Here is a 19948-nt window from a genome sequence, read left to right on the forward strand (position 1 = left end):
ATTAATATTCACAGGCTTATTTTATCAGCAGATCACAAAACCAGAAAACATATTCGCTGTCTTCTTCTTCAGGAGTTGTTTTAGGTTTAGGATAAGTCTTTTTGACGGTTTCCCCGATTCCAAATTGAACCGGATTTTTGAAAATAGGCCCATCAAAAGTAAAGGTGTGAAATTCTCCGTTTTCTCCACATGGATCTACATTCTCAGGAAGATCATCAATAAATTTCTGATCAATAATCCGTCCTGCAAAACTTTTATCAAGATAAGTTCCGTTCACACAGGTTACAATGGTTTTAAAACCAAGATCTAAAAATTCATGGATGAGGTTGGATGTATTTTGTTTCCACAGGGGAAATATGGCTTTCATACCAATCGCATTTAATTGGTCTTCCCTGTATTTTCGCAGATCTTCCAGGAAAATATCACCGAAAACAGAATGGGTAATACCCTGAGCTTGAATTCCGGCCATTGTTGTACTCATGATTTGCTGGTATTCTTCCATTGACGGTTCTTTAGGAAGCTCCATTTTAATCAATGGAATTCCGAGACTTTCGGCCTGTTTTTCCAACAGAGAAACATGAACTCCATGCATGGAAATCCTTTGGAATTCTTCATTAATACTTGTAAGCAGTGTAGAAATCTCATATTGATCTTCCTGTAGTATTTTATAAAGGGCAAGCGCAGAATCCTTTCCGCTGCTCCAGTTGAATAAAGCTTTTGGTTTCATTGTAAAAATAAATCTGTCAAAAATAAATACTTTATAAATAATAACATATGTTAAATTTCAATATTGCATTATTTCTCATATGATTTCATAAGGGTGATTGTTTAAGTAACCGTGTAAGAAATTATACAAGTGATAAGATTTGATTTATGGGAAACCGTAATTTTGAAGATGTGAATCTAATAAATAATTTTATGTATTTTGATATATTGATTGAAATTTATATATTTGTAAAAAAATATTAACATGGGTGTTTTAGATTTTATTTCATTCGAAGACCCGAATAAAGTTGGTGGTTCTATTAAAGCAACTATACACAAAACCGGTAAGCTTGGATTTTCTTCTGGAGCTGAAGATTTTATGGGTATTAAAGAAGAGTCATATTTTATGGTCGGATTTAATAATACTGATACTACAGATGATAGTATATATATGGTTAAATCTGACGATGAAAATAATGCTTTTAAAGTGTCAAAAGCAGGAATGTATTATTATATAAATTTGAAAAATGTTTTTGATAAACGAGGAATTGACTATAAAAATAAAAGTTATATATATGATATAAAGAAAGAGAATTCTGAAACAACAGAATTTTTTGTTTTAACTAAAAGAAAAAAATAATATATAGAGAAGAGAAAATAAAAAAGGCTGAATAAACAGCCATTGGAAATTTATAAGTTTTCTTAAAAATACTTGGGGAAGTGGTTTTTAAAGAAATTTTAAACTTAAGGATAATGAGATTAGCTCATCTCCTTTTATTGTGCAAAAGTACAATAACTGTTTCTTTTTTCCAAGAATAAAATTCGTTTTAACACTCACAAGCGTTAGAGTAATTATAATATTAAAAAATGAGAATAATATTATTTAATACAGAATTTAACTTAAAAAAAAGAAACAAAAACTATGAATTATAAAGTATCAACTTTTAAATTCTCCATCTTAAATAAAAATGGAGAAAAACACTTTTTAGCTAATCTACCTGGGAACATTGATTTTCAAGATTTATTTGACGAGTTTTGTAAAGAAATCTTTTCAAATCCTAAAAAGTTTAATGAGAATGGAAAAGACAAAAGTCTTACTTTGAGAGAACCTCACAGATTTGATAAAGATAATAGACAAATCTTTGGGAAATTTGATGCAGGGACTACAGGTGACCCAGTAAATATTAATGACCCAGAAACTAATGAAACTAATTATTCTGTGAGTTCTGATGAACTTCAATCGAGAATTTTAAATTTTTATATTAAAGTTCCCAAAAACAGACAAGAAGGGTTTATTATACTGCAAAGAAAATCCACCCATAGTATTCAAAAGAGTTTAGAAGACTGTTTTAATAGTTTTTTAGTTAGGAAAGGTTTTGAAGGTGAGAATAGAATCAATATTAAGCTTTCACATGCCCCCAATGTAAAATTAATGAAAAGAATGATGGATGCAGGGGAATTGAAGGAAATAAATCTTGAAAGAAATGTTATACCGGATAGTTTTACAGGGCTTTTCGAAGGTGAAAATGATTCTAATTTAGGAACAACTATTACTCAATTGAAGTTTAATAAAATAGCGGTAAAGGATAATTTTAAACAAGTTTTGTATAATATTTACAATAAAAATTATACAGGTGATGAACAAGTTGAAATTGACGGGAATTTTTATGATGAAGTTTCATTTACATTTTATCTTGATAAGGTTACTAAAACATTTTATGTGAAGGATAAGTCAAAGATTAGGTCGGAAATTGACATTACATCTATGCTCGATAATGAAAGTTTAAGAGGAGAAATTCCTTTAGGGAAATTTGTTGAAATATCAATTAAACTAATTTTAGAAATTTCATAAAATGAAAAAAGGCTGTTCACCTGAACAGCCTTTTTTTCTATGTGTTTCATATTACATGTTTCTTCTGTACTTACCACCCACTTCAAATAAAGCATTGGTAATTTGTCCTAAAGAACAGTATTTTACAGCATCCATCATCACTTCAAATAAGTTTTGCTGGTTGATGGCTGCATGTTGAAGTTGTTTCAGAGCTTCTTCAGATCTGCTGTCATTCGCTTTTTGGAAATTGTGCAGAGATTCAATCTGTGCTTGTTTTTCCTCTTCTGTAGAACGGATAACTTCTCCTGGTAAAACAGTTGGTGAGCCATCTTTTCCTAAGAAAGTATTTACCCCGATGATCGGATATTCACCTGTATGTTTCAGCCATTCGTAATGCATAGATTCTTCCTGGATTTTTGAGCGTTGGTACATTGTTTCCATTGCTCCAAGAACACCACCTCTTTCAGTGATTCTGTCAAATTCCGTATATACAGCTTCTTCCACAAGATCCGTTAATTCTTCAATGATAAATGATCCCTGAAGCGGATTCTCATTTTTAGCTAATCCTAATTCTTTATTGATGATTAACTGGATTGCCATCGCTCTTCTTACCGATTGCTCAGTAGGAGTCGTGATTGCCTCGTCATAGGCATTGGTATGAAGTGAGTTACAGTTATCATAGATTGCATAAAGTGCCTGAAGAGTTGTTCTGATGTCATTGAAATCAATTTCCTGAGCGTGAAGAGAACGTCCGGAAGTCTGGATGTGGTATTTCAACATCTGGCTTCTTTCGTCAGCTCCGTATTTTAATTTCATAGCTTTTGCCCAGATTCTTCTTGCTACACGTCCGATTACTGAATACTCAGGGTCGATACCGTTGGAGAAGAAGAAAGATAAGTTTGGTGCAAAATCATTGATGTCCATTCCACGGCTTAAGTAATATTCCACATAAGTGAAGCCGTTGGCCAGTGTAAATGCTAATTGAGAAACAGGGTTTGCTCCTGCTTCAGCAATATGATATCCTGAAATGGACACAGAATAGAAGTTTCTTACCTTCTCTCTGATGAAATATTCCTGAACGTCACCCATTAGTCTAAGGGCAAATTCAGTAGAGAAAATACAGGTATTCTGAGCCTGGTCTTCTTTTAAGATGTCAGCCTGAACGGTACCACGAACGGTAGCAATCGTTTTAGCTTTAATTTCTGCATATACATCTGCAGGAATTACTTCATCACCCGTTAATCCTAAAAGCTGTAATCCTAAACCATTATTGGATGGAGGAAGTTCACCTTTGTATTTTGGTCTTTCTAAACCTTTGTCATCAAATTTCTCTTTAAGTTTAGCCTCTACTTTAGCTTCTAAACCATTTTCTTTGATATATTTTTCAACATTCTGATCTATGGCTGCATTCATAAAGAAAGCCAGTAGCATCGGTGCAGGACCATTGATGGTCATAGAAACTGAAGTCAGTGCATTCACCAGATCAAATCCGGAATACAGTTTTTTAGCATCATCCAAGGTTGCAATAGAAACCCCTGCATTTCCGATTTTACCGTAAATATCCGGCGGTAAAGCAGGATCCTGTCCGTATAACGTTACAGAGTCAAAAGCCGTAGATAAACGTTTTGCAGGCATTTCTGCAGAAACATAATGGAATCTTCTGTTCGTTCTTTCAGGACCTCCTTCTCCTGCAAACATCCTTGTCGGATCTTCACCGGTTCTCTTGAACGGATAAATTCCTGCAGTGTAAGGGAAGCTTCCCGGAAGGTTTTCCTGTCCTTTCCATTTGATCAGATCACCCCAGTCAGTGTATTTTGGTAATGCAATTTTTGGAATTCTCAAATGGGATAAAGATTCTGTGGAAGTTTCCACCTTGATCTCTTTTCCTCTTACAAAATAAGAGTAGAATTCTGCCTGGAAAGCTTTTTTCGTATCATCCCAGGTATTCAGGAAATCTATATTTTCCTGTTGAAGATGTTTTTCTGCCTTTTGATATTCAGCATCCAAAACCTCATTGGAAATTATTTTTTTTACGCCTTCAATATGATACATTGTTCTGGCCAGTTCAGCCTGCTTTTCAATATTGATATCATATTGTTTATTGTTTTCAACGATTTCAGAAAGGTAACGAACTCTTTTCGGAGGGATAATTGTTACTTCGTCTGTAATTTCCTGTTCTACGAAAGCGTTTAGTTTTAAATCAGCAAATTTTTCGTTTACTTTAGAAACTAATCTGTTGTATAGTTCTGTTGTTCCGTGGTCATTAAACTGAGATGCTTTTGTAGCATATACAGGCATGTCTTCCAATGGACTTTCCCATAGAAGGTGGTTTCTCTGGAACTGTTTTCTTACTGCCTGAAGAGCATCAAGAGCACCTCTTTTGTCAGATTTGTTTAATGCTACGAGATCCGCGTAGTCTAACATGTCGATTTTTTCCAGCTGTGTAGACGCTCCATATTCAGGAGTCATTACATACATAGAAACATCGGCAAAATCTGATACTTCCGAACCAGACTGTCCGATCCCTGAAGTTTCAAGGATGATGACATCAGGATGAGCCAGCTTCAACACATTCAATGCAGAATGAATGAACGGAGAAACGGAAACGTTATTTTCTCTGGTGGCCATAGAACGCATATAAACTCTAGGATCGTTGATCGCGTTCATACGGATTCTGTCTCCTAATAAAGCTCCTCCGGTTTTCTTTTTGGAAGGGTCAATAGAGATAATGGCGATTTTTTTATCAGTATTTGAACGTAAGAAACGTCTTACCAATTCATCTGTTAAAGAAGATTTACCAGCTCCTCCGGTACCTGTAATACCAATAATTGGAATGGTTAAATCTTTAGACTTTTCGTCAATCGCTTTTACAAGCTCAGGTTTTTCTTCTGAGAAGTTTTCAACAGCAGAGATAATGCTGGCGATACTTGTTGAGTTTTCAAAGCTGATGGCATCCAGGTCTTTTGCAGTTACATCTTTACCTGTTGCAAAATCTGATCTGTGTACAAGATCGTCAATCATTCCCTGAAGTCCAAGTTCACGGCCGTCATCCGGAGAATAAATTCTATCGATTCCATAAGACATCAGGTCCTTGATCTCTTCTGGAAGAATTACACCGCCACCGCCGCCAAAAATTTTGATCTGGGGTGAATTTTTTTCTCTCAAAAGGTCATAGATATATTTGAAATATTCTGTGTGACCTCCCTGATATGAAGTTAATGCAATAGCATTGGCATCTTCCTGGATTGCTGTATTTACAACTTCCTCTGCTGATTTATCGTGTCCTAAATGGATCACTTCGCATCCTGTTCCCTGAATAACACGACGCATAATATTGATCGCAGCATCATGCCCATCAAATAATGAGGCAGCAGTTACGATTCTTACCTTGTTGGTTGGAGTATATTTTTGGGTTTCCATAAAAATTCTAGAAAGTTTCTAAGTTTTCAAATATAACAATAAAAAAAGAACCGGGTGTTTGATTTTATTCTTTTGATTGTCAATTGATTAATTGGATTTATTTAATTATATATCCCCTTTTTGGATTGGATACCCGGAAAGTTGTGAACCCACAGAGTTAAAACAAGTTGCAGTGACTTCGTTTTCCAGGACACTCATCTTTACATTCTCAAATTAAATTCTCTACTTTTGCAGAATATTTTTTACAGACATGCAAAAAGCTTTGATGTACTTCGGATTAGGAACCGTAATAAGCTTCCTGATCAATTATTTCTTTTTAAGTTCAGAGAATATCGGACTTGATATTTATTATGCTGTTGCCTTTGGTTCTGCCTGGGGGCTTGCTTATTACCTGGATACACCCAATTTTTCACTGCCTAAGAAATTAGGACTGTCATTTGTAGGGATGGGAATTCTTGTTCTGGCAGGAACTTTAATTTTTAATCTTGAATTGGCAATTCCGTCTATCCTGAAATTTTCTACCGTTTTCGTTGCCTATTATTTATTTGCAAGCTTCAGAGGAAATAAATCCCTTAGAAATTAGTGAAGCATAATAAAGCTTAGGTACATCAATACCATAAACATCAGGAGTAATCCGATATAGTTGATAATAAATAGTAGCAATCCTTTTAGTATACTCGTTCTTTTTTTTGTTTCATATACTCTGTGGTGGGCAACAAAGAAATAGATCGTCATATAGGCAGATAGTCCTAAACAAGCTAAGACATATAACAGGGTAAGCCAATTACTGTCCGGCAGATAGCTTACTATCTTTTCTCCCACTATAAATATCAATATTCCTAATAAAAGGAAAGAGAAGTAGTGAAGGGTAAATATACCGTGATCAAAGTACCACCATTTCTTTTTGTTGTGAAACAGCCATAAAAAGAATGCGAATATGGGAAGATATACAAATAATGCTTTGGGAATTGTATGAATAAAGTTTTCCTTATATTTTTCCCAAATCTGATGTTTACTGTATCCTTCGTCTTTTAAAGCAAATCCTTTCTTGGCAATTGGTCTCATTAATGTATAAATCCCTGTTTTGTCTTTTGCAAGAATAGAATCGTACTGTTTCAGAGTATTAGCATTCATAAGAGATGCTTCTTTAGTATCAAATGTACGGTCAAAGAGTTCCTTTTTTGCTTCAACATCTTTTATCTTTAAAGTATCTGCAGCTTTTAGAGTATCCAGCGCTTTCTGAGTAGCCGCTGCAGCTTCATGAGATAAAACTCCTTCTTTTTGCAAATCTTTTACAATGTCTTTGGGGAGTTCTTTCTGTTTTTTTGACTTTGTTTCTACTTTATTATGGCTGGGTCTTTCTGCTTCCTCTTTCGCGTGAGGTAAGATGTTAGGTAGAAAGAATGTAATGAAGCTTATGAATATATACAGCTTTACAGGAGCAACATACAGTTGTCTTTTACCTGCCAGATATTCTTTGGTAAGGGTCCCCGGGCGGGTAAACAGATATTGCATGGTTTTCCAGAACTGTCCGTCATAATGGGTGAAATCCTCAATAAAATGAGTAAAGAGAAAATGAAAAGGTTGTCTGCTTTCAATGTTTTCTTGTCCGCAGTGGGGGCAAAACCTTTCATCAACCTGATGTCCGCAGTTCAGGCAGGTTTTATCATCTCTTAGTTTTCCGTGGCTCATGAATTATGGAATATGATTAACGCAAATATAATTATTTCAATGAAACTGTAATTATATTAATGCGTTTTACGGAAATCTTTAAAGTAAATTTAATAAAAGAAAGAGTTGAGGGAATGAACTCTTTGCTGTATCATTTGTGTTTTTAGAATCTTCTAAGCGTTTTTTTTCATCGGCACAACAATTTACAAGATGCATGCCAAAATTTTAATAGTGTTAAAATCTATTGATATAGGGGTGTGTAGACCTGATTATATAGATAAAATAAAATATGTTTTTGGGTTACAAAAATAATTTGTACCTTTGCACACCCTTTTAGGGGTAAATTATGTTTAATCTTTAACTAAAACGTGTGAATACATTAAGTTACAAAACTGTTTCAGCGAACAAAGCTACTGCGAATAAAGAATGGGTTGTGGTAGACGCTGAAGGACAGCCGTTAGGTAGATTAGCTTCTACGGTTGCAAAGATTTTGAGAGGTAAGCACAAAACGAACTTTACACCTCACGTAGATTGTGGTGATAACGTGATCGTTTTGAATGCTGGGAAAATTACACTTTCCGGAAACAAGTGGGCTGATAAGACTTATATCTGGCATACAGGATACCCTGGTGGACAGAAGTCTATGACTGCGGCTGAACTTCAAAAGAAAGATTCTTTAAAGGTATTAGAGAAGTCTGTAAAAGGTATGTTACCTAAAAACAGATTAGGAGCTGCTATCCTTAAGAACCTTTATTTATATGAAGGAACTGAGCACAAACATGAAGCTCAACAGCCTAAAACAATTAATGTTAACGAATTTAAATAATTAATTATGTCTATAGTTCACAAAATCGGAAGAAGAAAAACTTCTGTAGCAAGAGTTTATGTAAGACCAGGTTCTGGTGTTATTACAGTAAACGGTAAAGATGCTAAAGAATATTTCTCTACAGACGTGATGGTTTACAAATTAAACCAACCGTTTATCCTTTCTGAGACTGTTGGTCAGTATGACGTTACCGTAAACGTATTCGGTGGTGGTAATACAGGTCAGGCAGAAGCTATCAGATTAGGTATTTCAAGAGCTTTATGCGAAATCAACGCTGAATTCAGATTAGCATTGAAACCAGCTGGTTTACTTACAAGAGACGCAAGAATGGTGGAAAGAAAGAAGCCAGGTCAGAAAAAAGCAAGAAAGAGATTCCAATTCTCAAAACGTTAATTTTCAGACTTCAGATTCAAGATTTCAGATTTCAGAATTTTTTCGGTCTGTTGTCTTTTATCTAAAATCTATTTATCTAAACAAAAAAATTGCCCGTTACGTTTAGCATCCAAACGCTTCTCCCATCTAAAGAAGTTGTTGATTGTTTAAAAGACGGAAAGTAAACTAACAAAAACAGAAAACATGGCAAAAGCAAATGTAAAAGACCTTTTAGAGGCTGGCGTACACTTCGGTCACATGACTAGAAAGTGGAACCCAAATATGGCTCCATACATTTTTATGGAGAAAAACGGTATTCACATTGTAGACTTACATAAAACAGCAGTTAAATTAGATGAAGCTTGCAGCGCTTTAGAAAAATTAACTTCTGCAGGTAAAAAAGTTCTTTTCGTAGCTACTAAGAAGCAAGCGAAAGAAGTTGTTGCAAAACACGCTTCTGAACTTAATATGCCTTATATTACAGAAAGATGGCCAGGAGGTATGTTAACGAACTTCGTTACTATCAGAAAGGCTGTAAAGAAGATGAATGCTATCGACAAAATGAAAAAAGACGGTACGTTCGAAACTTTATCTAAAAAAGAAAGATTACAAGTTGACAGACAAAGAGCTAACTTAGAAAAGAACTTAGGTTCTATCTCTGACATGGTTCGTCTTCCTTCTGCAATCTTTGTTGTAGATATCTTGAGAGAACACATCGCTGTAACTGAAGCTAAGAAATTAGGTATTCCAGTTTTCGGTATTGTTGATACAAACTCTGACCCTAGAAAAGTTGACTTCGTTATCCCAGGAAACGATGATGCTTCTAAATCTATCGATATGATCTTGAGCATTGTTTCAGAATCTATCAAAGAAGGTCAGTCTCAAAGAAAAGCTGATAAAGAAAAATCTAAAGAAGAAGGAGAAGTAGTATCTGCTGATAAAGATGCTGACTTCGATGCAGAATAATTAAAGATTTTCTTTAATATAGGAAAAACGCTGGATTTTGGTCCAGCGTTTTTTTATTGTTCATACTAAGGTTTTTTAGGGCATACCATAAGGTCAGGCAGATTAGGGTCGGTACTAGGAATAATTACTCCAATTCTGCATACACCGCTGCAACACATTTCTCCGAGCTCCATGCTACAGCCGTCTATACAGCTTCTGTATCCTCCTTTGATGGTTCTTAGCTCATTTCTTGAGACTTTTTTTAAATTTTTCATGGTTTTAGTTTTAGTTTTAGTTTTTTCCTACTCTATATGCTTTTCGGATACCGCAATTATGTATTTCTAAATATATGGAATTATTTGAATGTATAAGTGGTTAAAAAATAAAAAGTTATGTTCTATATAATTGAAGAACACTAAATATTATTCAATTGTTTTCTGTATTTATATTTAATTTTTTTATCATTTTTTATTTATTTAATGGTATTTGTGGCATTTATTTGATTTTTGTGCCGTTAAGATTGTTTTTTTGTGATGGGTTTTTCATTTTTGAAGACTAAAAAATGAAAATATGAAAAAACAATTATTTTTAAGTGTTGCATTGACACTAAGTTCATTATGTATTGCTCAGCATTATCTTAAATCCGAGTATGTTGATACAAAGAGAGTTAATGGTTCAGGAATGATTAGGTTTATTTCATTTAAACCAGAATCTAAAATTCCTTTAGAAAATACTGAAAGTTTGCTTAAGGAAATTACAAAACTGGATGGAACAATCAACACTCTGAAGAAAATAAAATCTGAAACTGATCTTTGGGGAGGGCAGCATGATTTCTATAAACAATATTTCAACGAAGTAGAAGTAGCTCATAAATCTTATACAATTCATTCAAAAAATGGATTTATTACTTCTATGAACGGGGATTTTAGCCCAATAGACATTCCATCCGGAAAGTCATCAATTAAAAGTCCTGATGAAATTTACAAAATTGGATTGGCTCAATTAGGAAACAGCTACCAATTACCTGATGAGTTTAAAGATAAAACCCCTTATAATACTTTGGTTGTTCTGGCTAAAGATATTTCAGGTTCGGCAGATCGGTTTGCTTATGTATTTAGTCTTGTCTCAATAAAGCCTGGTGATGTTGAAAAAGTCTATATGGATGCAGTTACAGGAGATATTCTGAAAAAAGAAGGGATTCTTAAGACACATCAAACAAAAACCACAGTATTAAATAAAGAACAAACAGACTATATTAGTAATCTGGCAGAATTAAATAAAAAGCAGGAAATTTCTTCATCCAGAGCTCTTATACCTTTTTTTACGCAAGGTACAGCCCAGACAAGATATAGTGGTTCCCGACAAATAGAAACATTACAAGCTGCAAATGGCTATGAATTGAATGATAGCTCCAGATTTGTTAAAACTTTAAATTATACAGGAGGTGAAGCTACTAATCTTCTTTTTGCGACCTTGTTTTTGGGGCCTGACTTGGCAGAATCATCAGCTACAAAATACATAGACACAGATAACAATTGGACAAGTGCTGAGTATGCGGCAACGAAAGATGATGGAGCTCTGGAAACACATTGGGCATTTTCCAAAGTCTATGATTTTTTTAAGACCGAATATAACAGAAACGGATTTGATAATCAGAATTCACAGGTAAGATCTTTCATTCATCCGACTATTAGCGGTACACCTTATAATGCTGCGTGGGTAAGTTTAGCTACTTTAAATCCTAGCTTTTCCGGAGGTTATATGTTCATTGGTAATGGTGGTCAGCCTAACGCATCATTGAATTTTGATATTGTAACAGGACTTGATGTTGATGCTCATGAATTTGGTCATGGTGTGGATACGGCATTTGGAAATCTTGTATATGAAAGAGAGTCCGGAGCCTTAGATGAGGGATTTGCAGATATTTGGGGAGCAACAGTGGAAGCTAAAATGGCACCAGAAAAGCAAAGATGGGTCATGGGTGAAGATTTTGTACTGTCTCAACCGGATGGAGTAAGGTCTTTTGTTAATCCTAAATTATTTAACCAACCTGATACTTATTTGGGACAATATTGGAAAGATGCCACCACTACGGGGTGTGCAGCACCTGATAGCACGAATGATAAATGTGGTGTTCATACTAATTCCGGAGTGTTAAATCACTGGTATTATTTATTGACAGAAGGGGGATCAGGGACTAATGATAATGGCTATTCTTATAATGTTTCCGGAATAGGTATAAAGAAAGCAGCAGATCTTGTGTATTCTACACAGGCAAGCTATGTGCAATCACAGTCTGTTTATGCGGATGTACGGGATTTTACAATCCAGGAAGCAGGTATATTGTATGGGGCAAACTCTCCAGAGGTTTTAGCAGTAAAGGCAGCATGGTGCGCCGTAGGTGTTACAACCGGAGGAGAATGTGTTAATAACACTTTGTCTGTAAATGAAGCTAAAAGTATACCGATTTTCAGTATATATCCTAACCCGGTAAGCCATGAGCTGAATATAATCTCGTCTTCAAAACTGGAAGTGAATAAACTGCAATATAAAATTAATAATATGGCCGGTCAGCTGATACAGGAAGGGAATGTATCAAATAATAAAGTAAATGTATCTGTGCTGCCAAAAGGTACTTATGTTTTTTCTATTGATGGAAAAGGAACTTATAAGTTTATAAAAAATTAAATGATAGAATATAATGCAAAAAGAAGCTCCATCTAAAGTGATGGAGCTTTTATATTATTGTGAAAGTTTTATAGAATAGGAAGTGGTTATAAACTTTGTAGACTGGTAAGATGAATTACAAAGCATACCGGATAATCTGTAATTCTGATTTTTAGGAACCATTGTGTAGCCTATCTTTCCTGCCCCTATAGGAATCTTTTTAAAGAACCCGTTTCCGCTTACGGTAAGAACCATATTGCACGGAGATTTGTTTTCTACGGAAATAGATGTTCTGGGATTAGCAGGGTCATCATTATTCAAAAGATCGTTAAGAACTTCCGCTGTTTCCGGTTTATAGGTCTTTATAAGTTCACTATATTCTCTTTCCGTATTGGCTCTGTTACCTGAATTGATGGTCGAGGATGGGTAGGAGGTTCTTCCCGGATAGCTGCCATAATTTACATTACAGCTGGCAAGGACTACTGAGATCCCGGCAAAAACTAATAGTTTTTTCATACTAGTTTACTTTTTGGTTTTTCTTTTTTTCGAAGACTTCTTTACTTTAGAAGGTTCCTTTTTGGCAGGTTTTGCTTCAATTTCAGGGAGTCTCGAATTATCAATCGTTACAAATATACTTTTTTTAATGTCTTTCCGGGAGATGTATTTCATATCGCAGATATTACTGCTGAGCGTATATGAGCCCTTATTGATCACAATAAAGTTTTCTCCGTGAGCAGGAACAGCAAGGTTGTAATAATCTTTTCCTTCAACCCTCAGTACAATATTGCAATCTGAATTATTTTTGAATAAGAGTATCGCTTCCTTTCGCGTAATATCTTCATTGAACATTGCATTCAGAAGTTTCACTGTTTTTTCTTTATGCTCAGCAGAAGTTTCAGCAATGAGTTTTTTAAACTCCTCAGCATCATCTGAATGAGGGTTTCTCATGATGCTTTTAGGAATATCGGAGATAATAGGCCTTGCTTCCATAGGCTTGGCGGTACGGGCTCCTTTAGTCCATTCTGCGTTTTTTAAAGCGATAAGCTTAGGTTTCAGCACGCTTTTTTTCGGATCATCCGGATGGGTATTCTTAATATACTCTTCAATTTCTTTAATATCAACGCTTTTCAGGATGTCATTACTGCCTTTCTTCTGAGCGGATATCAAGTTGGGGAACAGAAATGTGAAGAATAAAAAGAAAACAGTTAAAAGTTTTTTTTTCATCAATTGTTATTTTTATTTCATCAGCTTATCCGGAATTTAATGTAAGTAATTGTTTTTCCTTTTGCTGAGAAAAGTTCTTCATAATAGGTTTTGATATCTCTAAGGTGTTCGGTATCAGGATTATATTCCGGCGCTCCGTAGATATCATGATGAGCGCTAATAATTTCATAGCCGGCTCCCTGCAAATACCCCAGTGTATACCCATGTAAAAACTCTGAATCGGTTTTTAAATGAATAATACCGCCAGGTTTCAGAAACTTTTTATATCGGTTTAAGAAATCAGGATGGGTCAATCTGTGTTTTGTTCTTCTGTATTTGATTTGTGGATCCGGGAACGTAATCCAGATTTCATTTACTTCATTTTCAGCAAAAAAGTGATCAACAAGTTCGATCTGTGATCTCAGAAAAGCGACATTAGTCATGTTGTTATCTACCGCTTCTTTAGCACCAAACCAAAATCTTGCCCCCTTAATATCAATTCCGATAAAGTTTTTTTCAGGAAATGTTTTTGCCAGTCCTACAGAATATTCTCCTTTTCCACAACCTAATTCCAATACAATCGGATTGTCATTTTTAAAGAAACTTTCTCTCCATTTTCCTTTCAGTTCGAAACCTTGTAAGGCATCCTCCCTTGTAGGTTGGATTACATTTGGTAATATTTTGTTTTCTGCAAATCTTGCTAATTTATTCTTGCCCATTGAGTTATAAAATGAGTGCAAAAATAGTGAAAATTTATGGAGAATCTCTGCCTTTTGGAGGTAAAAGACAGAGAGATAATCCGTTTATGATTGAGGCTATTGACTTCCTAAAGCCACCATAATAGGTCTTTGTATTGTCTTTTGTGAGGCATATTGTGCTCCGCAAACCAAACTGGTGAAAAGATACTGGCCCTTTTCTATAACAATGGAGCCTTCTCCCTGGGCCGGAACAGCAAGTCTGTATTTGGTAGTTCCTACACCCTCCATTCTTACAATGATATTACAGTCAGATTTATTTTGAATCAGAACAATGCATTCTTTAGCATTTGGGTCATTATCAAATAAAGAGTTGAGGATTTTTACAGTTTTATTTTTGTGTTCTATGGGAGAAACTGCCATAAGCATATTAAATTCTTCAGCTTCTGCATTGGGAATTGCCATATTGGCTGCAGCATTTACAACAAATGTATTTTGGGCAGTACTTGGTGTATAAACGGTAGTAGGCTGTTTTGCTGCCAGTTCCGCCTTATATTTTGCTATCTGTTTCTGTTTGATGATAGCATTCATTTCATCAAAAGTGATCTTTGTGGAAGGTCTTCTCCTCAGCATGGCAAGCATTTCCTGCATGTCTTTTACTTTCTGATCGGCAGGATGAGCATTTTTGATGTATTCTTTCATCATTTCCATTACCCTTGGTTTCAGAACAGACCTCCGGGGATCATCAGGATGGGCATCTCTTAAGAAAGCATTGATCTCGTAGATATTATTACTTTTCAGAATATTACTATAGTCTTTCCCTTTTTTTTGAGCAGACATAGTAAAGAAAAACATACAGCAAAGAAGTAAAAGTACTTGTTTCATTAATTAATATTAAGTTTAAAAAATAGGTGCTTCTCTCTTAATTTGCGTTTTGGGTCGGTTAGTTTTTATTTGGATAACGAAATACCAGTGTTTTTATTTTAAACACTTGTTTGTGAGATAAAATTAAACATATTTTTGAATATTGAAGAATGATATGCAATAAAAGTTGAATAATCTGCATTGGATACAGTGTGGAAGGGAGATTCCACGGGATTTATGTTTATTTCAAAAAAAATAATCCATGTGAAAGGACATGGATTATTTTATCTATATTGGAATTATTTCTCTAATTATTGCTTACAACTTCCTGAAGATGTGAACTTCTAAGTCTCTTCTGATAGATTGGCAGATATTTTTCAATAGGAACTTTTACGGCTTCAAAGTTTCCGGCTAATACATAAGCCTGAATATTTTCAGAAGTATAAACGAATTGAAGGAAGTTATCAATTAAATTCTCAGGAATTTTAAACCTTGTAAAATAATCTTTCCCCAGATAGTTTTTGATCTGTGCAACAGAACTGTTCATTCTTTCGTAGGCCTGATAACGCTGTTTTTTCTTTCTCTCCCCGGAAAGGATATCATAGATACTTTCAAGACTGAAGGTAAGACCGCCATCTCGTAATCCGGCAACAGGAAGTTCAGGAGGAGTTCCGTCACCTTTTGGTTCAGGAAGCCCGATTACTTTCTTAAGTGCATATGCCTTATCTTCTTTTCTTAAAGAATTGACATCATACCGAAGGTTTCCGGTAGGTTTGAACCTGCTGAGTACAATTTCCTGAATCTCATAGTAAGCAATTTTAAGCTCAACCAGATTTTTTTGTACCATGGATTGAGGAGTTAGCTTAATATCTTTTCTTTCAGTAACAATAGAGGTAAACCGGATTACATCTCCGGTATTGGCAGGGATATTAAAATTACCATTATAGTCCGTAAGAACGGTTTTCTGGGTGTTCAGGTTTGTGACATATACCTGATTGAGATATAAAATAGAGTTGTCTCTCAGAAATACCTCCCCGGAATATATTTGAGCATTAATTTTTGCCAGAAAAACCAATAGCAGTAGAGTAAACAGTTTCTTCATATAATGCGCAAAATTACATAGAAATAAAGCAATTTTCCCTAGTTAGATAAAGAATAGTGGTTAAAGTTATATTAAACTTTAACATTAAACTGTTAAGGACTGTTAGAAATTTATAATTCCCTTAAAATAAGTAAAGAAGCCGGAAGAAAGAATACTGAATTTTCAGCGGTGCCTTCTTCCGGCTTCTTTTTTATCTATGTTTTACAAGCAGCCAGCTCGAGTATTTTACAGTGAGGGATGAACCGTATTCTGTCCAGGTGATGAAATACCAGTAGGTTGCTGTAGGCACATATCTTCCACCTATTCTTCCGTCCCAGGTATATCTGTTTTCCGGAGTTCCTCTGAATACTTCTGCGCCATATCGGTCAAAGACCCTGAATACAAGATTATCATTGGCCATTAAAGCAGAATAGTCTATTCCTTCGTTATAGCCATCTCCATTCGGAGTAATCGTGTTGATCAGGTTAATAATGGCAAATGGTTTTTTGACTTCTTCACACATTTTAGAGTCCCTTACAAATACATTGTGTGCACCTCTTGGTACGTTGTAGAAAATATTGGAACTCTGCCACACCACACCATCCAAAGAATATTCATAAGGAGGTGTACCACCACTTACTCCGACTTTTACCGTTGTTCCATCAATTTCAATAGATGTAATCATAGGAAGCGGCAGTTCGGTAACATTTACATACTGTTTGTAAACACAGCCATTGAAAGTGAGTTCTACCCAATAACTTCCAGGAGCTACATTGGTGATGGAAGGAGTGGTAGCTCCGGTGCTCCACAAATACCTTTCAAAACCGGGTCCTGCATCCAGTGTGGTAGTTGTTTTAGGGCAAATAGCTTTATCTTGTAATACATCCGATTTTTTAGGAATTTTAATGTTGATTTTAAGAGTGCCTACTTCCGGGCATACTCCATTTTTTTCGAAACGGATATAATATGTTTGGGATGTTGTAATATTAACCGGTGATGAAACAATATTTACATTATTCTGAGCATCCGCTAAGGTTGCATGAAAAGTGAAAGTAACATTGGGATCTAATGTAAACTGAGGAATAAACTGAGCTAAGTTCACGCTTTTTATTCCGTCCAGATCATCATCACAAACACTTTCCGTAACGGTTTTGGTAATCAATGTTATTTTAGCCCCGATACTGAACTGTAAAGGTTTGATCACAGAGGCACAGCCGTCAGGAGAATCTACTCTGATGTAAATTGTAGTTGTTGCTGTATAGCTCCAGCTGTTAGGAAGAGTATTGTTGTTTCCTGCATTAGCATCTGCCAGATTTGCATAATATCTTACATTGGTAAAATAATTAGGATTATTAAGGACAATAGGAGTGATATTGGAAAGGATGAGAGTAACTGTTCCATCCAGATTATCATCACAGAAAATACCATTGTAGTTATCCAGAACAATCGCTTTATTGAAAAGAGATAACGTAATCTGTGCAATACTTTTACATCCAATATTGTTTTTGACAACAGCGTATATGATAGTTGCATTGGGTGCTGTATATGATGTTGTATTGGTGATCAGTGCTGCGGCATTTTCATTCTGAGCATCTGTAAGAGTAGGGTAATAAGTGATCGTAACAGGGGAATTGTTGGTGATATTGGCAGTTGTCAAATTGAATGTTCCCTGTCCGTTTATATCACAGGCAGATAACGTGGTGTTCATTACCGTAAGAGCCTGAATGTTGATGGTAACTGTTATCGTTTCACAATCCGGGAAGTCCGGATCATTTCCGCAGAATGTATAAGTGAATGTATCTGTTCCTGAGGTACCGGGAGTATTTACAGTATAAGTAATGATTCCTGTAACAGGATTTATCACTGCAGTACCCAAAGAAGGTGCTGTTGTAATTGCTACTGTACCGGGAACAGGAGTTTGTGATGAGCTGCTGAAAGTAGGTGTTATGGTCTGTGAAGTACAAACATTGTAAGAAGCATTGGTAAGTTTTGTACAATTCAGAACTTTAAACTTTTCAGTAACTAAAGGTGCGCAGCTTCCCATTGTTACAGAACATGTATAATATCCGGGTAGTGTAGGGGTTATCGAAGAGGCCGTAGCTCCCGGAACAAGCGTTCCGTTTCTGTACCATTGATAAGAGTCATATATCAGTGGATCCACAGTGAGAACAATACCAGGAATACAGCCAACACCTGATTGTAAAATAACGGGCTGCGTAGGAAAACCAGCGAAAAAACCTCCGTATCCTACGGCATCACTTCCGGCAGTGATGCCAGCCATAATAGCCTTATTTGAAACCACTGTAATAGTACCCGTTACATTGGGAATTCCATAAGTAACCCAGTTGGTGGTTCCTGTCATATTGTAAGGACCTGTTATTGCAGGAGGATTAGCTCCGTTTACTGTAATAATAGCTCCTCTTTCAGTTATAAGATTTAGTTTTGTCGGGATGTTCAGAATACCTCCGGGATTACCATTGGAATGAACAAAGTTTTCATTGATAAGTCCCAATTCATTAATCTGTTTGGGTAAGTAACAGTTCAAAGCTGGAATGAAATTGAATCCTCCGGTAGCCGTTTCATTCCCCGAATTTGAATCTCCGGCTAAAATCTGGTAGACATAAGCATTTTTTGATGTTTTTAAATATAAATTATAATGTCCGTTTCCCTGAAGGATATATTTTGAATCAGGAATAACGAAATATTTCCCGGCATTAATGGTTGCTACAGGAGGTATTTCATTATTAACAAAGATCTGAGTATTGTCTTCAGTGGCAATAACAACAGCACCTTCCATATTGGCACCTATCGGTCCGTTACCTTTTACTAGGGCAAATTCATTTCCAAGTCTATTGACAGGAACTGCCTGGTCCATTAAAATATCAGAACTGGAAGGGAAATTTCCTGCGTACTGTCCGTTAAAATTTCCATTAGTGACATTGATGGGCTTGTCTGAAATAATTTTGGAGCCGATGAAACCATCAGAGTTTCCTGCTATATCCCCGATTCCGTCAATGATATAAGACTGTCCTTTATTTAAAGTGAAAGTCATTGTCGGATTGGTCGCTCCGGTAGTTCCGTTAGAAAATTGAACCGTAGGGGTGTATCCGGAGATGGTTACGGTTGTGTTATCTTCAGTTGCCAGTACACTGGTCATGAAGTTCAGAATATTGTTGCTCACAGTGATAGGAGCGGAGGCTGCATAAAACGATTTTCCCGTGGAAGGAATTCCTTTGGAAGTAATGATTTCCGCATGATTGAATACCGAAAACCTTAAATTGGCATAAAAAGGGAATTCTGCTTTAAGATATAATCCTTTGGTTGTAGGGGTAAATAAATCCGTCTGTTGTGTGGTAATTATATAATTCCTTAATACATCAAATTTTTGTGGATTATTTTTACTGATATTCACTGTTCCGATCAGAACATTATTGTTGTAAATATTTACAGGAAAAGGAGTTGTTCTGCTGGTGGATAAATACAGTTTCTGATAAGGATTGGGTGCACCAGTCCTGTCTACCATCGGAGCAAACCAATGCTCTCGGTCCAATTGGGCAAAAGCAGAGGTGAAAATATAAAATATAAATAAAAAAGATAGAATTTTCTTCATTCAGTAGTAGTATTTATCACAAATTTAACAATAAAAAGTATTAAATGATTGAAAATGT

General features: G+C 35.6%; 17 protein-coding genes. 7 read left to right on the plus strand and 10 right to left on the minus strand.

The genetic code is table 11. The features are described from left to right. Positions 1-16: 16 nt before the first annotated feature. Complete coding sequence (locus tag ACLMCG_RS19100) at positions 17-727, minus strand: diphthine--ammonia ligase (protein WP_413960869.1); 711 nt, start codon at positions 725-727, stop codon at positions 17-19. 243 nt (positions 728-970) lie between these two features. Between ACLMCG_RS19100 and ACLMCG_RS19105 the strand changes: the two genes are divergently transcribed. Beyond that, the gene (locus ACLMCG_RS19105) at positions 971-1345 is read left to right on the plus strand and encodes a hypothetical protein (protein WP_413960868.1); all 375 of its coding nucleotides are present in this window, start codon (positions 971-973) and stop codon (positions 1343-1345) included. Between the two features lie 282 nt (positions 1346-1627). Beyond that, positions 1628-2557: a hypothetical protein gene (locus tag ACLMCG_RS19110; RefSeq protein WP_413960867.1), complete on the plus strand. Its 930-nt coding sequence runs from the start codon at positions 1628-1630 to the stop codon at positions 2555-2557. Between the two features lie 51 nt (positions 2558-2608). On the opposite strand, the gene ACLMCG_RS19115 is transcribed toward ACLMCG_RS19110, so the two are convergent. After that, a complete protein-coding gene (locus ACLMCG_RS19115) occupies positions 2609-5956 on the minus strand; it encodes a methylmalonyl-CoA mutase family protein (protein ID WP_413960866.1) in 3348 nt (1115 codons plus the stop codon). Positions 5957-6206: 250 nt separating this feature from the next. Here ACLMCG_RS19115 and ACLMCG_RS19120 point away from each other — a divergent pair, with 250 nt between their 5' ends. Then, a complete protein-coding gene (locus ACLMCG_RS19120; RefSeq protein WP_047424972.1) occupies positions 6207-6539 on the plus strand; it encodes a hypothetical protein in 333 nt (110 codons plus the stop codon). Here the strand turns inward: ACLMCG_RS19120 and ACLMCG_RS19125 are convergent. Continuing rightward, a complete protein-coding gene (locus ACLMCG_RS19125; RefSeq protein ID WP_223601543.1) occupies positions 6536-7648 on the minus strand; it encodes a DUF3667 domain-containing protein in 1113 nt (370 codons plus the stop codon). The genes ACLMCG_RS19120 and ACLMCG_RS19125 overlap by 4 nt on opposite strands. Positions 7649-7997: 349 nt before the next feature. On the opposite strand from ACLMCG_RS19125, the gene rplM reads away from it, so the two are divergent. The 3 genes from rplM to rpsB all read left to right on the plus strand — a co-directional run bounded on the left by rplM (position 7998) and on the right by rpsB (position 9791). Continuing rightward, complete coding sequence (gene rplM / locus ACLMCG_RS19130; RefSeq protein ID WP_027375420.1) at positions 7998-8453, plus strand: 50S ribosomal protein L13; 456 nt, start codon at positions 7998-8000, stop codon at positions 8451-8453. A 6-nt stretch (positions 8454-8459) separates the two neighbouring features. Then, positions 8460-8846: a 30S ribosomal protein S9 gene (gene rpsI, locus ACLMCG_RS19135; protein WP_047385930.1), complete on the plus strand. Its 387-nt coding sequence runs from the start codon at positions 8460-8462 to the stop codon at positions 8844-8846. Between the two features lie 183 nt (positions 8847-9029). Beyond that, the gene (rpsB, locus tag ACLMCG_RS19140) at positions 9030-9791 is read left to right on the plus strand and encodes a 30S ribosomal protein S2 (protein ID WP_047373581.1); all 762 of its coding nucleotides are present in this window, start codon (positions 9030-9032) and stop codon (positions 9789-9791) included. 65 nt (positions 9792-9856) lie between these two features. Here the strand turns inward: rpsB and ACLMCG_RS19145 are convergent, their stop codons facing one another. Next, positions 9857-10045, minus strand: a complete 189-nt coding sequence (locus tag ACLMCG_RS19145; RefSeq protein WP_223601542.1) for a bacteriocin-like protein — start codon at positions 10043-10045, stop codon at positions 9857-9859. 295 nt (positions 10046-10340) lie between these two features. On the opposite strand from ACLMCG_RS19145, the gene ACLMCG_RS19150 reads away from it, so the two are divergent. After that, positions 10341-12458, plus strand: a complete 2118-nt coding sequence (locus ACLMCG_RS19150; RefSeq protein ID WP_413960865.1) for a M4 family metallopeptidase — start codon at positions 10341-10343, stop codon at positions 12456-12458. Positions 12459-12512: 54 nt separating this feature from the next. On the opposite strand, the gene ACLMCG_RS19155 is transcribed toward ACLMCG_RS19150, so the two are convergent. The 6 genes from ACLMCG_RS19155 to ACLMCG_RS19180 form a co-directional block, all read right to left on the minus strand. Continuing rightward, positions 12513-12953, minus strand: a complete 441-nt coding sequence (locus tag ACLMCG_RS19155; protein WP_413960864.1) for a DUF6759 domain-containing protein — start codon at positions 12951-12953, stop codon at positions 12513-12515. A gap of 6 nt (positions 12954-12959) precedes the next feature. Continuing rightward, a complete protein-coding gene (locus ACLMCG_RS19160; protein WP_223601539.1) occupies positions 12960-13661 on the minus strand; it encodes a DUF6759 domain-containing protein in 702 nt (233 codons plus the stop codon). 20 nt (positions 13662-13681) lie between these two features. Beyond that, entirely contained in the window at positions 13682-14359 is a 678-nt protein-coding gene (gene trmB, locus ACLMCG_RS19165) for a tRNA (guanosine(46)-N7)-methyltransferase TrmB (RefSeq protein ID WP_413960863.1), read from the minus strand. Between the two features lie 96 nt (positions 14360-14455). Next, positions 14456-15220: a DUF6759 domain-containing protein gene (locus tag ACLMCG_RS19170; protein ID WP_413960862.1), complete on the minus strand. Its 765-nt coding sequence runs from the start codon at positions 15218-15220 to the stop codon at positions 14456-14458. 286 nt (positions 15221-15506) lie between these two features. Then, entirely contained in the window at positions 15507-16301 is a 795-nt protein-coding gene (locus ACLMCG_RS19175) for a hypothetical protein (protein WP_223601536.1), read from the minus strand. A gap of 190 nt (positions 16302-16491) precedes the next feature. Next, entirely contained in the window at positions 16492-19890 is a 3399-nt protein-coding gene (locus ACLMCG_RS19180) for a T9SS type B sorting domain-containing protein (protein WP_413960861.1), read from the minus strand. Positions 19891-19948 lie beyond the last annotated feature (58 nt).

It is taken from the genome of Chryseobacterium sp. S90, assembly GCF_047444895.1.
In the GTDB taxonomy this organism is placed as follows: Bacteria; Bacteroidota; Bacteroidia; order Flavobacteriales; family Weeksellaceae; genus Chryseobacterium.

Coding starts and splice junctions, on each gene's coding strand:
- ACLMCG_RS19100 (WP_413960869.1), bottom strand. CDS start 727: ATGAAACCAAAAGCTTTATTCAACTGGAGCAGCGGAAAGGATTCTGCG.
- ACLMCG_RS19105 (WP_413960868.1), top strand. CDS start 971: ATGGGTGTTTTAGATTTTATTTCATTCGAAGACCCGAATAAAGTTGGT.
- ACLMCG_RS19110 (WP_413960867.1), top strand. CDS start 1,628: ATGAATTATAAAGTATCAACTTTTAAATTCTCCATCTTAAATAAAAAT.
- ACLMCG_RS19115 (WP_413960866.1), bottom strand. CDS start 5,956: ATGGAAACCCAAAAATATACTCCAACCAACAAGGTAAGAATCGTAACT.
- ACLMCG_RS19120 (WP_047424972.1), top strand. CDS start 6,207: ATGCAAAAAGCTTTGATGTACTTCGGATTAGGAACCGTAATAAGCTTC.
- ACLMCG_RS19125 (WP_223601543.1), bottom strand. CDS start 7,648: ATGAGCCACGGAAAACTAAGAGATGATAAAACCTGCCTGAACTGCGGA.
- rpsI (WP_047385930.1), top strand. CDS start 8,460: ATGTCTATAGTTCACAAAATCGGAAGAAGAAAAACTTCTGTAGCAAGA.
- rpsB (WP_047373581.1), top strand. CDS start 9,030: ATGGCAAAAGCAAATGTAAAAGACCTTTTAGAGGCTGGCGTACACTTC.
- ACLMCG_RS19145 (WP_223601542.1), bottom strand. CDS start 10,045: ATGAAAAATTTAAAAAAAGTCTCAAGAAATGAGCTAAGAACCATCAAA.
- ACLMCG_RS19150 (WP_413960865.1), top strand. CDS start 10,341: ATGAAAAAACAATTATTTTTAAGTGTTGCATTGACACTAAGTTCATTA.
- ACLMCG_RS19155 (WP_413960864.1), bottom strand. CDS start 12,953: ATGAAAAAACTATTAGTTTTTGCCGGGATCTCAGTAGTCCTTGCCAGC.
- ACLMCG_RS19160 (WP_223601539.1), bottom strand. CDS start 13,661: ATGAAAAAAAAACTTTTAACTGTTTTCTTTTTATTCTTCACATTTCTG.
- trmB (WP_413960863.1), bottom strand. CDS start 14,359: ATGGGCAAGAATAAATTAGCAAGATTTGCAGAAAACAAAATATTACCA.
- ACLMCG_RS19170 (WP_413960862.1), bottom strand. CDS start 15,220: ATGAAACAAGTACTTTTACTTCTTTGCTGTATGTTTTTCTTTACTATG.
- ACLMCG_RS19175 (WP_223601536.1), bottom strand. CDS start 16,301: ATGAAGAAACTGTTTACTCTACTGCTATTGGTTTTTCTGGCAAAAATT.
- ACLMCG_RS19180 (WP_413960861.1), bottom strand. CDS start 19,890: ATGAAGAAAATTCTATCTTTTTTATTTATATTTTATATTTTCACCTCT.